Source organism: Flavobacterium sp. GL_143, from assembly GCF_057834355.1.
On the sequence record NZ_CM174401.1, the window covers coordinates 765,929 to 781,470 of the forward strand.

The window sequence follows — 15,542 nt, forward strand, 5'->3', positions numbered from 1 at the left end:
TTTTTATTTATATACCTAAATTAAGTACAAAACTCAATTTAACGGCGATATTATCTTCAAATCTAGGTAACTGATTTGGTCCGTAGCGATAGAATCCACTTAATCCCAAACCATTAAATATCTGATTAATTTCTATACCCGATTCAAAGAAACCTTTATTTAACGTCTTGTAGTCAATCCCAACATGTTGTTCTGGATTTTTCATATTCCCCCACGCCATACGCGAAACCAATACTAGTGATGGTCTTACTTTCTTGATGATTTTAAATCGGTTAAAACCATGCTTTACCTGAAAAATAGCATATTCGCTGGAGAAAAATTCATTAAAAAACATCGTTTCAAAACTGTTTCTACCTGCAAACGTTATTCTCTGAATCATTGTTTCTTTGGTAATATTATTCGGAGAGGTATTGTATAAGTGTGTAATTGGTACATCGCCCATTGCATATCCCGCTTGCAAGAGCAAACTTGTTTTTTGCCCATTCAGATATTTTTTCTCGTATTCGGTTTTAAAATCTATTTTAGAGAAATTAAAATCATTTTCCATCACTTTAGGCAATGATTGAGTGTATTGTATGGTAAACTTCGGAAATCTTTTTTCAGTTTCAATTCGCCCGTTTGGGGTTTGCATATAATCACTAAACGGATTCCAAGCCAATGATAACATTGCCGTTGTCATAACATAATTAGTATACAATCTTCCGTTTAAATTGTAAGCATAGTCAAATTTGGGCTCGATAAAAGAACGCGAAAGCTCAAAAATACTTTCTGTCTTCGGTACAATTCGAGTACCCACATAACTAGCCCAACTCACATAATTATAAAAAGTACTAATGTTTATGGGTCTTGGATCATAGAGTTTAAATACTCTTTTATCTACTGCAAAAACGGTACTTGCAATCTCTCTTACATCGTTGGTGTATGATGCTCCTACCCATGTATTCGAAAATCTTTCGACTCTTGTAGATAAATCCAGGTTGTACTTAAAGTTACCGTCTTTTGTCCCGTAACCTGTGTAACCACCAATCTTATATTTTTTTGAAAACTGCTCATTGGTAACTCCTCCTAAACCAAATCGGAATCCTTCGTAATTATTATAACTAAATAGTTTCCTTAAGTCTAAATCGACAACACTTAACGGCAAGTAGCCATTAATAATTTTTCGTCCAAACCTAATTTTGCTTTCGACTCTTTTCTTTAACGAAATACTATCTAATAGCATGTACGTTTTCTGCGAGCGAATATCTAAACTATCTTTTCGATATTTATTCCAAAAACTCTCTGGCTTTTTTATAGCATCGTCTGTAATCTCAATATAGATAGATGGATTTTTTATTTCTATTGGTCTATTATAATGAACATCAAAATTGTTGCTTTCGGACATTAGATATGTATAATCCGAAGCTCCTTTTTTTCTATGAATATCTTCTTCTTGTTCTGCATCTCCATCAAACTGAATTGTTCCTCCAAGAATCTTAATATCATCGTCATTTTTCCCTTTAACGATTTTGAACGTTGTATTCTTTGGAAACCAAATTTTTTCCTCTGGTATATAATCAAACTCATGTATTCCGCTAATATCAAGTACACCTTTTATCCGCATTACCGCTTTTGCAATGGCATAACTATCCTGATCAATATATAGAACTCCTTCCAAGCCTAATTCAGACTTCTTCATTCGGTTTTTAAAGTAAACCATATAGGTTTTCCTGCCTTTTATCATAACCGTATCCAGCAACTTATAACTATAGTCTTTTAAGGCATCTTTGGCAATTGGGCTATTATACTTGGTTTCGAAAAGTTCGTAATTAGAATCGTATATAGAAATCGATTGTAGATTAAATGCTATAATTTCATAAATAGGCTGCTTGAAACCTGCCATTTTTGTTCCTAGAATGGTTTCTTTTAGCTTCTTATTACCAAATTGATATTGAGATACTTTTTCGGTTTGAAATAAATGCTGTTTGTTAGAAATCTCTTTGAATTTAAAATTAGCAGAATCTACCTTTATAAATCTTCGACCTATAGCTTCTTGCACAAAAATAGAATCTAATCTTGAGTTTATAGAATCTGGATTGGCCGTTACAATTAATTTGTTATAGGTTTTATACTCAAAACTCGTTAATTTTTTTTGTGGGTTATTTTTGTCTTTACTCGCAATTGTTTTTCTTATGATTTCAAGAGCGGGATTCTCGTTTGAGATAACAACTTCTTTTAAAGCATCTGTCGATTCGGCCAGGCTTATTTTATAAAACTTCTTATTAGGCGAAGTATAAATTGTAATTGATGTATAACCTATATAAGAAACCGAAAAATATTCGATACTAGAAATTGACAGGAGTGTAAATTTTCCATCGACATCAGTAATGGTGTTCATACCATCATCTGTAACGATTGTTGCAAAAGGAAGTGGTTTATTGGTAGCGTTTTCCGTTACAATTCCGTTTATCTGGAATTGCGCTTGTATAGAAAGCGTGAAAAACAATGTCAAGAAACACAATAACTTCATACAGAAAACAATATTATAAATTGGCTAGGATACACAAAAGTAAGAATAAAAAAATCCGTCTCGTATAAAATTAACAAGACGGATTTTTTAATCGTTATAAAAAGATTAAACCTTCATGATTTCAGCTTCTTTGTTAGCTAATAATTCATCAATAAGTTTAATATATTTGTTAGTCAGGTTTTGTACTTCTTCTTCTGCGCTTTTGCAAACATCTTCTGAAGTTCCTTCTTTTTCTAATTTTTTAATATCTGTGTTGGCATCCTTACGAACGTTTCTCACACCAATCTTAGCATCTTCTGCTTCAGATTTTGCTTGTTTTGCCAAATCTCTACGACGCTCTTCTGTTAATGGCGGAACACTTATGATAATCACATCTCCATTATTCATAGGATTAAAACCAATGTTGGCTACCATGATTGCTTTTTCAATTGTTTGCAACATATTTTTTTCAAATGGTTGCAAAGTAATCGTTCTTGCATCTGGAACACTAATTTTAGCTACTTGCGAAAGTGGTGTTGCTGAACCATAATAATCTACAAAAACACTTCCTAGCATTGCTGGAGATGCTTTTCCTGCACGAATATTTAGAAATTCTTTTTCTAAATGTGCAATAGAATTTGCCATTGATTCTTTAGTGCTATCTAAGATAAATTCGATTTCTTCAGTCATATTTTTAAGTTTTCAGTTTTCAATCTCAGTTTTCAGTTCAAGTCGACAATTGCGACTGTAAACCGTAACTGAATACTATATATTTACTACAGTTCCAATATTTTCGCCTTCGCAAATTTTCAATAAATTTCCGATTTTGTTCATATCAAAAACCACAATTGGTAATTTATTTTCCTGGCTTAATGTAAAAGCAGTAGTATCCATTACATTTAATCCTTTTTTAAGTACATCTTCAAAAGAGATAAAATCAAATTTTACAGCTGATGCATTTTTCTCTGGATCTGAGTCGTAAACACCATCTACACGAGTTCCTTTTAAGATAACATCGGCATTAATTTCTATACCTCTTAAAACTGCTGCTGTATCTGTAGTAAAGTAAGGATTTCCTGTACCTGCACCAAAAATCACAATTCTGTTTTTCTCAAGGTGGCGTACTGCTCTTCTTTTAATATAAGGTTCTGCAATTGATTCTATTTTTAGAGCCGTTTGCAAACGTGTTAACATTCCTTTATTTTCCAAAGCGCCTTGTAATGCCATTCCGTTAATTACAGTAGCAAGCATTCCCATATAATCACCTTGTACTCTATCCATTCCTGAACTTACCCCAGAAACTCCTCTAAAAATGTTTCCTCCTCCAATTACAATGGCAATTTCTACTCCCTTTGCATGAATTTGCTTAATTTCTTCGGCATATTCGTCCAATCTTTTTGGGTCGATTCCGTATTGTAAATCTCCCATTAAAGCTTCTCCACTTAATTTAAGAAGAATTCTTTTGTATTTCATTTCTATGTTGCGTTGGTTTGTGCAAATATAGACATATTCTGATTTTTAAAAATAGTGTTTTAAAAAAATTAATTTATCTTCTCTTTTTTGCATAAAACGTCCATTTTAATAATGTATTTAGGACACAACATGACAAAAATCAGCATCGGTTTCTATTAAAGCTGTAAATTTGTATTTCATAAAAAAATAAAATTTATGCAAAAATGTATTTCCAACGCCCTGTCCAATAGCTATTCATATATCGAATACCGAAAACTTGTTTCTGATTTATTAGCCGAAGGAAAATCGACAGGACTAGAACAATCCGAAGATTTAACAAATTATAGCAGCTTGAACGAAACTCGAATGAATCGGCTGGAAAAAACAATAAAAACTACCGAAACAACGATTTCTAAGCTAGAAAACATTCGCAAAAATTACATTTGGCTTGTTATTTCTGAAGGTTGGTGTGGAGATGCTGCACAACTATTGCCTAATATTTATAAAATGGCCGCAGAATCTGAAAACAAAATCGATCTGAAAATTGTACTTCGTGATGAAAATCCTGAGTTAATGAATCTGTTCTTGACAAATGGAGGAAAAGCAATTCCGAAATTAATTATAATCGATAAAGAAAAACTTGAAGTTCTTGCCGATTGGGGACCTCGCCCAAAAGGAGCAATTGACTTGGTAAACAACTATAAAAAAGAATTTGGAGCTTTTGATGAAACTATCAAGGCCAATTTACAATTATGGTACCTTCATGATAAAGGAGTTTCTACACAGGATGAAATCATGGAAATCATGGAAAAACAGGAAGGATAACTGATTGTATTTTTTGCTACAAATCTTAAATATTTACAAAACACAAACTAAAACACTGAAAACAAGGATTATACATCAAAAAAATATTTATTTTTAATTTATTTTTTGTAACTTGCTGTTATAGTCCCAATTCTATTATTTACTTTTTTATTTGCTCTTTTTATTGGTGTCTATTTATTGTCTAACAATTAAAAAATGCACTATTATGAAAAAGTTATTTGAAAAGTTCTACGATTTTTTTTCGCGATTCTTGTTTGGAGGGAAAAACATATCTCATTATTAACCTCAAAAAACACAATTTATGGAATAGCGATACTTAAAAAAAAGCACATTATAATATCTTATTTATAATGTGCTTTTTTGTTTTCTTTTTCAGAGTCGGTAAACTTTCTTTAAACAAAGTTACCTCTATAGTTTATTTTGAGTAAATTTTTTATTTACACTTTATCTACTATGTCCTTTAACTAAATTTAACCGATTATTTAATATTGATTTTTTTTATTTTACCAATAGTTTTAGGAGAGCGACTTCCATGAAAAGCTCTTAAAACTTCAATTCTAGTAGATTTTATCCGGTATATAATTAAATAAGAACCCAAAATAATGTTTCGGTATTTCTTAGTTTTAGTTTTAAGGTGATGACATTCTGGATGAAGTAAGTAATCTTTAGATAAATTATCTAAATAAGAATATATTTCTTCAATAAAATAATCTGCAAGTCTTAAACCAAAAGTTTCGGTCCCGTATTCATGAATTGAAGGAAGATCAACAAAATCAAAAAGAGCAGAAGTAACTACTTCTTTCTTTGGGATTTCCATTCTTGAAAATGTTTTTTAGATTCTTCTAATGTAAAAAAAGTTCCTGCTTCAGCTTCTTTAATCATCGAAGCGAATTTTTTTTGAGACATAGATTTACCAGGTATCGCAAGGTTATCGGAATTATTATTTTTTGTCTTCATAATAGTAAAGTTAGCAAAAAAAATTGAAAACGAATTTCTTTCGAAATAATTTACTCTTTATTCGATCCTAAAGAAGCTTCAAATAAAGTAACATCGATAGCATTTTTCACATCGTAGTCACCAATTTTGGTTCTTCGCAAAGCAGTTAAATGAGACCCAGAATTCATTGCTTTTCCAAAATCAAAGGCTAATGAACGAATATAAGTTCCTTTGCTGCAAACTACTCTAAAATCGATTTCTGGAAGCGCGATTCTAGTAATTTCAAATTCGTGAATTGTAGTTTTTCGGCTTGCAATTTCGATAGTTTCTCCTGCACGAGCATGCTCATACAAACGAACTCCATCTTTTTTTATAGCCGAATAAATTGGTGGTTTTTGATCTATTTCGCCCAAAAACTGTTTTACCGTTTCATGAATCAAGACCTCATCGATATGTTCCGTTGGGAAAGTTTGGTCGATTTCGGTTTCTAAATCATACGAAGGCGTGGTAGCTCCAATAAAGAAAGTACCTGTATATTCTTTGGCTTGACCTTGCAACTCGGTAATTCTTTTGGTAAACTTGCCTGTACAAATAAGTAATAGCCCTGTTGCCAAAGGATCTAATGTACCTGCATGACCAATTTTAAATTTCTTTGGTAATCCAGCTTTGTTTATCAGTGCATATTTTAACTTATTTACTGCCTGAAAAGAACTCCAATGTAAAGGTTTATCTATTAGTAAAATTTGTCCGTTTAAAAAATCTTCGGGAGTATTCATTATATAATTGTAAGCGGATGAATAAAGAAATGAATTAGCAACAATACAATTCCTGCAATAATTCGGTAATATCCAAATACTTTGAATCCGTTTTTAGTCAAAAATCCTATGAAAGTTTTAATAGCCAAAAGCGCTACTATAAAGGCTACAATATTACCAATAATCAATAAATTAACTTGATCATGCGATAATTCGAATCCCGCTTTATAATAGTCATAACACTTTTTTACTGTTGCTCCCAACATCGTAGGAACTGCCAAAAAGAATGAAAACTCTGCGGCTGTAGTTCTTGTCAATTTTTGCGACATTCCTCCTACTATACTTGCTCCACTTCTAGAAACTCCAGGAATCATTGCCAAACACTGGAACATCCCTATTTTAAAAGCTTGCAAATAGGTGATTTCTTGTGATGTTTCGGCTCCTTTTGGTGTACTAAACCATTCATCTACTTTTAATAAAATAATTCCTCCTAGTAAAAGTGAAATTGCAACTGTAACTGGATTTTCTAATAGACCATCTATAAAATCACTTAATAGTAATCCTAAAACAACTGCTGGTATAAAAGCAACCAATAATTTAAAGTAAAAATCAAGCGTTTGAAAGAAACGTTTGAAATACAAAACTACAACCGAAAGAATCGCTCCTAGTTGAATTACAATCGTAAAAAGTTTGGTAAAATCATCATGGGCAATCCCAAAAAATGATGAGGCAATAATCATGTGACCAGTTGAAGAAACAGGTAAAAATTCTGTAATTCCTTCAATGATGGCTAAAACAATAGCTTGTAAAGTATCCATTTATTAGATTGTTAGATTGTTTAGAATATTAGACTGCTTAGATTTTTCAGAAAAGATTAATCTAATAATCTAAAGATCTAAAATGTCTAAGGAGTCTAATTAGTCTGTTTTAGGATTTTTAAGAATAGCATAAATTGTGATTCCAAAACCTATCAAGACTGTAGTTGGAGCCAAACGAATACGTCTGAAATTAAAAATAGCTTCATTAAAAACATTTGGATCATCACTTCCTCCACCTGCCATTAAGATAAATCCTAATGCAATTACTCCGATTCCAACTAATAAAATTTTATAGTTTACTTTATCAAAAAGGAATTCCTGTTGTTTTTGTTCTTCTTTATTTTTCATTTCTAAAATTAAATTCTGTTATAATGTTTACCGAATACTGCGACTGAATACTTTAACTTTAATAAAGATCATCAGTTCTTAAATTCAAGAAACGTTGTGTAGCAAAGTGTGTGCTTAACCAAGTAATTAAAACTCCGATTCCTAAAACAGCCAATAATACTAACCCAATAAGGCCTTTATCATCTAATATTCCAAGTCCTGGGTAATTTGTGTCTACATATATTAAAAGTCCGATTAAAGCAACAATTGCCAAACCAGCACCAATTAATCCTAATTTAATGCTTCGCATTACAAATGGTTTACGAATAAACGATTTTGTAGCACCAACCATTTGCATTGTTTTAATAATAAATCGATTAGAATGTATTGATAATCGTAATGAACTATTAATAAGCAGTACTGCAATTACAGTTAAAAATCCGCTTATAATTAAAATCCACATACTTACTTTTTTGATATTATCATTTACCAGATTTACTAATTGTTTGTCATAAACAATATCCGAAACCATAGTGTTTTTACGTAAGTTCGTTTCTATTTTAGTAATACTATCTCTAACAACATAATCGGCTTTTAAGTGAATATCGTAAGAATTCAACAATGGATTCTCTCCTAAAAACGTTAGAAAATCTTCGCCAATAATATCAGTATGTTGTTTAGCAGCAGCTTCTTTAGTAACATAAACAAACGATCTTGCAAAAGGAGCTTTTTTCAATTCGGTATTAAATGCCTTTATAATACTATCATTAGCTTCGTTTTTAAAGAAAACCGTCATTGCGATTTTTTCTTTAAAATCATCTGCTAATTTTTTAGAATTAATAATGAACAATCCTAGTACTCCCAAAAGGAATAAAACCAGAAATACACTTAATACAACCGAAAAATAAGAGGAAATTAACCTGCGTTTTTGAAATTTATCAAAGTTAGAACTCATAGTTTGCTTAAATTATGTGGTAAAAATAATAAAGAATTTCATTATTTACAGCTAATAACGAACTTTTATACTTTAATTATACAATTAGACATCGAATAAAAAGTTGATTTAACCACAAAGTGCTAAAAGTTTTGTGTTGATTTAAACGCAAAGCATGCTAAGATTTTTTAATTGCATAGTTTTATAGTACTTCAAAGTTCGCAAAGCTTTATGATGAAACTTTGTGTTTTACAATTTTGCTTATTGAAAATGTTAGCCACTTAGAACCTTAAAAGTTAATTTAACCGCAAAGCCCGCAAAGATTTTAAATGTATGGTTTTATAAAAACGCAAAGTACACAAAGCTTTGCGAACTTTGCGTACCCCTTTGTGCACTTTGCGGTTAGATCTTCAAAACCTTAGCCACTTAGAACCTTAGTCGCTTAGATTCTTAGAAAAGCCTTTGCAACTTTGAACCTTAGTAACTCAGAACCTTAAAAAAAACCTTATTTTACTTTATAAACTTCGATACTTTTAAGCCAGGAAACGTGGCGTGGACCAGTTTTTATGTCATTTTTACAAATCGTAATCATTTCTCCATTTTTTACAGGTTTACCATTTTCTTCAAAAAGAACATACGCGTTATCTCCTGTTGGATTATTAAAAATTTCTGCCCACGAAAACGTTGCCATATACCCATCTGAAGCTCTTGCTACAATATAAAAATTTCGGTCTTTATGTCCGCTTTGTTTAATTTTAGCTTTCTCCAAGATATCTTTTAGCAAAACTCCTTTACAGGTTTTATCATCTTTTTTTACTTCTCCACTCTGGCAAACTACTTTAAAATCATTTATCGTTGCCACTTTCATTTTGCGTAACGAATCTACAGTTAATTGCAACGGAAATTCGACTTCGCCCTTTACTTCAATTTGATGATTTACCAATTTTAAACTATCTGCAGGTGTAAGAACAGGATGCTTATCGTTATCTGTTTCTGAAACTTTTTCAGTTGAAACGGCATCTGCTTTTTCTTTTTTAGAAGAATTACACATCGTGCATGAAAATGCAATTAAAAGAATGAGAATGTAATTTTGAGTTTTCATATAAAATTATTTTTGATTTAGTTATTAAAAAAACGAAGCGTCACAAAAAAATTGCGTCCTTCCTCAGGATATCCTTCTACAAGGCTGTAGTTCTTATCAAATATGTTATTTACTCCAGCCTCAATACTAAAGTTTTTAGCAATTTTACCTGAACCATAAAGATTTAAAAGGGTGTAATCTGGAGCTCTCGTGCCATAACTAGTACTAATTCTAGACGAATTAAACTCAGAGTTGGCTATTAATCTCAGTAGTTTTATTGGCTGATATTCTACTGTTCCCATAACTTTAGTATTCGGCACATCGGTAAAATGAATTGTAGGATCCGTCAGGTTATTTCTTTCGACGTAAGTATAATTAACATTAAAGGCTAAATTCTGCAAAAGCGAATAATTCAGTTGAGCTTCAACTCCCATGTATTCGGCTTCGCCAAAGTTTTGCATTTGCGATTTACCGGGTGCAACATTGCTTACATTTAAAATCGCATCGGTTAGCGAACTATAAAACAAAGCCGTTTGAAATGTTATTTTACCAAAAAAATTTGCTGTATAATTTATTTCATAGTTCACTGCTTTTTCAGGTTTCAGGTCAGGATTAGGAATTGCAGTTCCCATTCGGTACGAATATCGGTCTTTGATAGTTGCAAATCGTGTTTTCTGCGAAACGGTTGCTCCTAATTTTTGATTCTCATTTAGCTGATAAAAAAATCCAATTTGTGCATTAAAGGCATCACTAGCATCTGCCGTTGAATAATCAGAAATTACTTTTGTTGTACTATTATAATCTTCGGCTTCTTTGTTTTTCCTAATATTATAACTCATTCCGGGAACCAAAGTAAATTTGTTCGAGATTTTATAAACATCTTCAATCCCAATTAATATCGTATTGTCTATAAAATTACGCACAGGTTCGCCAAGGTTATTTTCCCGATGCACATCTTCTTTAAAATGAAATGCAATCTTAAGATCGTTTTTCGGAATTATTTGTGTGTCGTATTCCAGATTTCCTCCATACGTATAATCGTTATAATTGCTCTGAAAAGCATACGGTTTCTTTTGGGTAGAATAGGTATTATCATCATAACTATCCAATGTATTTTTAAATCTATCGTAGTATATTCTAGTTTTAAAACTGTTCTTATCATCAAAATTTGAATTAGAGATAAAGTAATAACTCTCTTTATCCCAATTAGGCCATTGCCAATAACGAGGTTTTGCATAAAGCGAATTCAATACATCATCGCCCGCATAGACAGGATTACCTTTCTCGCCTTGCTGATTAATATAGCCTATTGCATATTCGCTTTTTTCGGTTGGAGTCCACCCTACTTTAAAACTAATTTTCTGATCTGTACGATAGGAATTATCTCTTTCGCCTCCATCTTCATTTTTAGAAGGAATATAATTAGATGACATTCTAAACGAGTTGCGATGCAAATACGAATATCCTCCCTGAACATAAAATTTCCCCAGATTAGAACCGATATTAATATTACCTTTATATCCATTGGAATTAATCATACCTAGCGAACCATCATATTCTAATATTCTCGAAGGTTTTCTAGAGATGAGATTAATAGCTCCTCCAAGCGAATTCGGACCATAAAGTACCGACGAAAATCCTTTAGAAACATCTATCGCTGCAAGATCAAAAGTGGTAAATCGAGCCAAATCAACATAACCATCATAAGGAACATAAACCGGAATACCATCCATATAAACTGGAACTTGCCTTAAATCAAACCCACGAATCGAAACCATAGATTCATTTCTTGGTCCCGAAGCGGTTAAATTCACACCCGGAAGCATATTTAATGCCTGAGAAACATCCATTTTATTTTGTGACTCCATTTTTTTTGTCGTCATCCTGTTTAGTGTATCCTTGCTTTTATTATTTTTTATAATAACTTCTCCAAGCATAAACATATTAGTAGGTTTTACTGAATCTGTAGCAACTGAATTATTTTGTTGGCATAAGCCAATGAGCGGAAATAGTAAAAATGTTATAATTTTTAGCTTCATAATTTTCAATAATTTTTTCAGTATGTTTTTAAAAGAATACTGGTAATTAGCATTTTTATTTTTGACTATAATTAGTTCGTTAAGCATAACTCCAAAAAAAATTAACACATAGAAACATAGACTTTGTAAACTCAAAAGAAGGCTTTTCACTCATTTAAAATACACATAGCCATTCTATGTGAAAGAAATATATTTCTATGTGTTAAAAACCATTATGCTCAATCGACTATAATTAATCAACACTTTTCAGTATGTTTTAAAATGAATACTGATTATTAAAAAATTTTAGAACTTTAAATTTTGAACTTCTTTCTGAGCAAAATCTTTAATTCTTTTTTCGATTTCATAAAATACTGTAATTGCAGTTTCTCCAGCTTCGGTCAATCGTGCACCTCCACCACCTTTTCCTCCCAGAAGTTTCTCTACCAAAGGCGATTCGGCGCGTTGGTTCATCTCCTCAACCAATTGCCACGCTTGTCTGTACGCCATTTTCATTTCTTTGGCAGCATTGGTAATAGAACCCGTTTTTTTAATATTCTCCAATAACCAAATCTTGCCAATACCCAAAAAAGGACCTTCGGCTTCTTCAATCCAAAGTCGAACTTCAATAGAATATTTTTTCTTATCTCCCATTTATCTTTTAAAAACGCATCTAAAAATACTCAAATTTTAAGTAAAATTATTCTCTCAATTGCTTAAATATTTTAAAAAACAAAAAAATCATTCCTACCTGCAAACCACAAATTTATGTATTCCCGTTTTTTTAAATACTGATTTTTATCATTAATCCTATATCTTAAAAAATAACTTTGGTACAATGCACAATAAACGTAAATTTGCCAACTTATAATTCAGTGATAAAACCTTAGAATCTTTGTCACTCTGAACCTTTGAATCTTTTATAATGAAGTACAATCCGATTGAAATAGACGCCAAATGGCAAAAATATTGGGCAGACAATAAAACTTTTGCAGCCGAAAATAATTCCGAAAAGCCGAAACATTACGTACTCGATATGTTTCCTTATCCATCTGGAGCGGGATTACACGTTGGGCACCCACTAGGTTATATTGCTTCTGATGTGTATTCTCGTTTTAAAAGACACCAAGGTTTTAATGTTTTACACCCGATGGGTTACGATAGTTTCGGATTACCTGCGGAGCAATATGCTATACAAACAGGTCAACGCCCGGAAGATACTACTCGTGTAAATATTGATGGTGGTGTAGATAAAGAAGGAAAGCAAATTGCTGGATACAGAAAACAATTAGATAAAATAGGATTCTCATTTGATTGGGACAGAGAAGTTCGTACTTCAAATCCTGATTATTACAAGCATACACAATGGATTTTTATCCAATTGTTTAATTCTTGGTACAATAAAGATGCTGATAAAGCCGAAGATATTTCGACTTTAATTTCTATTTTCGAAAAAGAAGGAAATGCAACTGTAAATGCAGTTTGCGATGATAATATAATAGGTTTTTCGTCAAGCGAATGGACATCATTTTCATCAGATGAACAACAAAAAATACTATTACAATACAGATTAACTTATTTGGCAGAAACAGAAGTAAACTGGTGTCCTGGTTTAGGAACTGTTTTGGCAAATGACGAAATCGTAAATGGTGTTTCTGAGCGTGGTGGTTATCCCGTAATCCGTAAAAAAATGACACAATGGAGCATGCGTATTTCTGCTTATGCAGAACGTTTGTTGCAAGGTCTTAACGATATCGACTGGAGCGAAAGCATCAAAGAAAGTCAACGTAACTGGATTGGAAAATCGGTTGGAGCGTTAGTAAAGTTCCCAGTTTTAAGTTACAGTTCTCAGGCAGAGTCGCAAAGTGAAGCAACTTTAAACATTAAACCTGAAACTAATAATATTGAAGTCTTTACAACTCGTCCTGATACCATTTTTGGAGTTACGTTTATGACATTGGCTCCTGAGCATCCTTTGGTTGCTGAGATTACAACTCCAGAACAAAAAGCAGCGATTGAAGCCTATATCGAAAAAACTGCAAAACGTTCTGAGCGTGAGCGTATGGCCGATGTAAAAACTATTTCGGGAGTATTTACAGGTGCTTATGCTGAACATCCTTTTACCAAAGAACCAATTCCGGTTTGGATTGGAGATTATGTATTAGCAGGATACGGAACTGGTGCTGTAATGGCCGTTCCTTGTGGAGACGAAAGAGATTATGCTTTTGCAAATTTCTTTAAAGGAGAGCAAGGGATGCCTTCTATAAAAAATATTTTTGCTAATGTTGATATTTCTGAAGCGGCTTACGGCTCAAAAGACAATGTAGAAATTGCAAATTCTGATTTCTTAAACGGATTAAATAATAAAGAGGCAACTCAAAAAACGATAGCCGAATTAGAGAAACTAAATCAAGGAACAGGAAAAACCAATTACCGTTTGCGTGATGCCGTATTCTCACGTCAGCGTTATTGGGGAGAACCATTCCCAGTATATTATGTAAATGGATTGCCACAAATGATTGCCACGCAACATTTACCAATTATTTTACCAGAAGTAGAGAAATATTTACCAACTGAAGACGGATTGCCTCCTTTAGGAAATGCAAACGTTTGGGCTTGGGATACTAAAACCAATACTGTTGTAAATACTAATTTGGTTGATAACGTTACTATTTTCCCATTAGAATTGAACACTATGCCAGGTTGGGCAGGAAGTTCATGGTACTGGATGCGTTATATGGATGCGCATAACGAAAATGAATTTGCAAGTAAAGAAGCATTAGCATATTGGGAAAGTGTTGACTTATATATTGGCGGAAGCGAACACGCAACCGGGCATTTATTGTATTCTCGTTTCTGGAATAAATTCTTAAAAGACAAAGGTTTTGCTCCAACTGAAGAACCATTCAAAAAACTGATTAATCAGGGAATGATTTTGGGAACTACTGCTTATGTTTATAGACTTGAAGGTACAAATACATTTATTTCTAAAAATAAGATTGGAGATCAAAATGTACAGCCAATTCGTGTTGATGTTCATTTCGTAAACTCTTCGGATGAGTTGGATATTGAAAAATTCAAAGCTTGGAGAGAAGATTTTAATAGTGCCGAATTTATTTTTGATGAAAACGGTAAATACATTGTAGGTCGCGAGGTCGAAAAAATGTCGAAATCATATTATAATGTAGTTACTCCGGATGATATTTGTAATGAATATGGTGCTGATACGTTACGTTTATACGAAATGTTCTTAGGTCCATTAGAGCAAGCTAAACCTTGGAATACTGCTGGAATTTCGGGAGTATTTGGTTTCTTGAAAAAACTATGTCGTTTGTATTTTGATGATAATGGTTTAATTATTACTAATGACGAACCAACAAAAGACAACTTAAAATCATTACATAAAACCATCAAAAAAGTGGTAGAAGATGTGGAGAGTTTCTCTTTCAATACTTCTGTTTCTCAGTTTATGATTTGTGTAAACGAATTGTCTACACAAAACTGTCATTCTCGTGCAATACTTGAGCCTTTGGCAATTGTAATTTCGCCTTATGCACCACATATTGCGGAAGAATTATGGTCATTATTAGGTCATACAACATCTATTGCAGCTGTTGCTTTCCCTACTTTTGAACCTAAATATTTGGTAGAAAGCAGTAAAGAATACCCAGTTTCGTTTAACGGAAAAATGCGTTTCACTATCGAATTACCTTTGGATTTAACCAAGGAACAAATCGAAGAAATCATTATGAAAGACGAAAGAACATTAAAACAATTGGATGGTAAAACACCAAACAAAGTAATTATTGTTCCTGGAAAAATCATTAATTTGGTTGGATAATAAATTCAATTTACAATATTTTATAAATTCCAAATTCCAACTTTTGTTGGGGTTTGGAATTTTTTTT

General features: G+C 32.4%; 14 protein-coding genes. 2 read left to right on the forward strand and 12 right to left on the reverse strand.

From position 1 onward, the window contains the following. Positions 1-7: 7 nt before the first annotated feature. The 3 genes from AC3IPI_RS03210 to pyrH all read right to left on the reverse strand — a co-directional run bounded on the left by AC3IPI_RS03210 (position 8) and on the right by pyrH (position 3,961). Entirely contained in the window at positions 8-2,509 is a 2,502-nt protein-coding gene (locus tag AC3IPI_RS03210; protein WP_489157067.1) for a DUF5686 family protein, read from the reverse strand. A gap of 105 nt (positions 2,510-2,614) precedes the next feature. Further along, positions 2,615-3,178: a ribosome recycling factor gene (frr, locus tag AC3IPI_RS03215; protein ID WP_039117895.1), complete on the reverse strand. Its 564-nt coding sequence runs from the start codon at positions 3,176-3,178 to the stop codon at positions 2,615-2,617. A 75-nt stretch (positions 3,179-3,253) separates the two neighbouring features. Continuing rightward, positions 3,254-3,961 (reverse strand): UMP kinase, encoded by a 708-nt coding sequence (gene pyrH, locus AC3IPI_RS03220; RefSeq protein ID WP_086896117.1) that lies wholly within the window; start codon positions 3,959-3,961, stop codon positions 3,254-3,256. A 195-nt stretch (positions 3,962-4,156) separates the two neighbouring features. On the opposite strand from pyrH, the gene AC3IPI_RS03225 reads away from it, so the two are divergent. Continuing rightward, complete coding sequence (locus tag AC3IPI_RS03225; protein WP_489157070.1) at positions 4,157-4,765, forward strand: thioredoxin family protein; 609 nt, start codon at positions 4,157-4,159, stop codon at positions 4,763-4,765. Between the two features lie 478 nt (positions 4,766-5,243). Here the strand turns inward: AC3IPI_RS03225 and AC3IPI_RS03230 are convergent, their stop codons facing one another. The 9 genes from AC3IPI_RS03230 to AC3IPI_RS03270 form a co-directional block, all read right to left on the reverse strand. Then, positions 5,244-5,582, reverse strand: coding sequence for a type II toxin-antitoxin system RelE/ParE family toxin (locus AC3IPI_RS03230; protein WP_086895885.1), 339 nt, complete (start codon positions 5,580-5,582; stop codon positions 5,244-5,246). Next, positions 5,558-5,722: a hypothetical protein gene (locus AC3IPI_RS03235; RefSeq protein WP_489157073.1), complete on the reverse strand. Its 165-nt coding sequence runs from the start codon at positions 5,720-5,722 to the stop codon at positions 5,558-5,560. Before AC3IPI_RS03235 ends, AC3IPI_RS03230 begins: the two co-directional genes overlap by 25 nt. A 50-nt stretch (positions 5,723-5,772) precedes the next feature. After that, on the reverse strand, positions 5,773-6,477 hold the full coding sequence (truB, locus tag AC3IPI_RS03240; RefSeq protein WP_489157075.1) for a tRNA pseudouridine(55) synthase TruB: 705 nt from the start codon (positions 6,475-6,477) through the stop codon (positions 5,773-5,775). Next, a complete protein-coding gene (locus AC3IPI_RS03245; protein ID WP_039115413.1) occupies positions 6,477-7,274 on the reverse strand; it encodes an undecaprenyl-diphosphate phosphatase in 798 nt (265 codons plus the stop codon). The genes truB and AC3IPI_RS03245 overlap by 1 nt, the downstream gene beginning before the upstream one ends. A gap of 99 nt (positions 7,275-7,373) precedes the next feature. After that, positions 7,374-7,622 (reverse strand): DUF3098 domain-containing protein, encoded by a 249-nt coding sequence (locus tag AC3IPI_RS03250; RefSeq protein WP_489157077.1) that lies wholly within the window; start codon positions 7,620-7,622, stop codon positions 7,374-7,376. A gap of 58 nt (positions 7,623-7,680) precedes the next feature. After that, the gene (locus AC3IPI_RS03255) at positions 7,681-8,556 is read right to left on the reverse strand and encodes a cell division protein FtsX (protein ID WP_489157079.1); all 876 of its coding nucleotides are present in this window, start codon (positions 8,554-8,556) and stop codon (positions 7,681-7,683) included. Between the two features lie 484 nt (positions 8,557-9,040). Then, on the reverse strand, positions 9,041-9,637 hold the full coding sequence (locus AC3IPI_RS03260) for a molybdopterin-dependent oxidoreductase (RefSeq protein WP_489157081.1): 597 nt from the start codon (positions 9,635-9,637) through the stop codon (positions 9,041-9,043). A 17-nt stretch (positions 9,638-9,654) separates the two neighbouring features. Further along, a complete protein-coding gene (locus AC3IPI_RS03265) occupies positions 9,655-11,655 on the reverse strand; it encodes a TonB-dependent receptor plug domain-containing protein (RefSeq protein WP_489157083.1) in 2,001 nt (666 codons plus the stop codon). 285 nt (positions 11,656-11,940) lie between these two features. Continuing rightward, entirely contained in the window at positions 11,941-12,288 is a 348-nt protein-coding gene (locus AC3IPI_RS03270) for a winged helix-turn-helix domain-containing protein (protein WP_086895879.1), read from the reverse strand. A 271-nt stretch (positions 12,289-12,559) separates the two neighbouring features. Between AC3IPI_RS03270 and leuS the strand changes: the two genes are divergently transcribed. Beyond that, on the forward strand, positions 12,560-15,475 hold the full coding sequence (leuS, locus tag AC3IPI_RS03275; RefSeq protein ID WP_489157086.1) for a leucine--tRNA ligase: 2,916 nt from the start codon (positions 12,560-12,562) through the stop codon (positions 15,473-15,475). Positions 15,476-15,542: the final 67 nt, after the last annotated feature.

Bases quoted from the DNA above. Each gene is read 5' to 3' on its own strand.
- AC3IPI_RS03225 (WP_489157070.1), top strand. From the start codon at position 4,157: ATGCAAAAATGTATTTCCAACGCCCTGTCCAATAGCTATTCATATATC.
- leuS (WP_489157086.1), top strand. From the start codon at position 12,560: ATGAAGTACAATCCGATTGAAATAGACGCCAAATGGCAAAAATATTGG.
- pyrH (WP_086896117.1), bottom strand. From the start codon at position 3,961: ATGAAATACAAAAGAATTCTTCTTAAATTAAGTGGAGAAGCTTTAATG.
- truB (WP_489157075.1), bottom strand. From the start codon at position 6,477: ATGAATACTCCCGAAGATTTTTTAAACGGACAAATTTTACTAATAGAT.
- frr (WP_039117895.1), bottom strand. From the start codon at position 3,178: ATGACTGAAGAAATCGAATTTATCTTAGATAGCACTAAAGAATCAATG.
- AC3IPI_RS03235 (WP_489157073.1), bottom strand. From the start codon at position 5,722: ATGAAGACAAAAAATAATAATTCCGATAACCTTGCGATACCTGGTAAA.
- AC3IPI_RS03245 (WP_039115413.1), bottom strand. From the start codon at position 7,274: ATGGATACTTTACAAGCTATTGTTTTAGCCATCATTGAAGGAATTACA.
- AC3IPI_RS03210 (WP_489157067.1), bottom strand. From the start codon at position 2,509: ATGAAGTTATTGTGTTTCTTGACATTGTTTTTCACGCTTTCTATACAA.
- AC3IPI_RS03250 (WP_489157077.1), bottom strand. From the start codon at position 7,622: ATGAAAAATAAAGAAGAACAAAAACAACAGGAATTCCTTTTTGATAAA.
- AC3IPI_RS03255 (WP_489157079.1), bottom strand. From the start codon at position 8,556: ATGAGTTCTAACTTTGATAAATTTCAAAAACGCAGGTTAATTTCCTCT.
- AC3IPI_RS03265 (WP_489157083.1), bottom strand. From the start codon at position 11,655: ATGAAGCTAAAAATTATAACATTTTTACTATTTCCGCTCATTGGCTTA.
- AC3IPI_RS03260 (WP_489157081.1), bottom strand. From the start codon at position 9,637: ATGAAAACTCAAAATTACATTCTCATTCTTTTAATTGCATTTTCATGC.
- AC3IPI_RS03230 (WP_086895885.1), bottom strand. From the start codon at position 5,582: ATGGAAATCCCAAAGAAAGAAGTAGTTACTTCTGCTCTTTTTGATTTT.
- AC3IPI_RS03270 (WP_086895879.1), bottom strand. From the start codon at position 12,288: ATGGGAGATAAGAAAAAATATTCTATTGAAGTTCGACTTTGGATTGAA.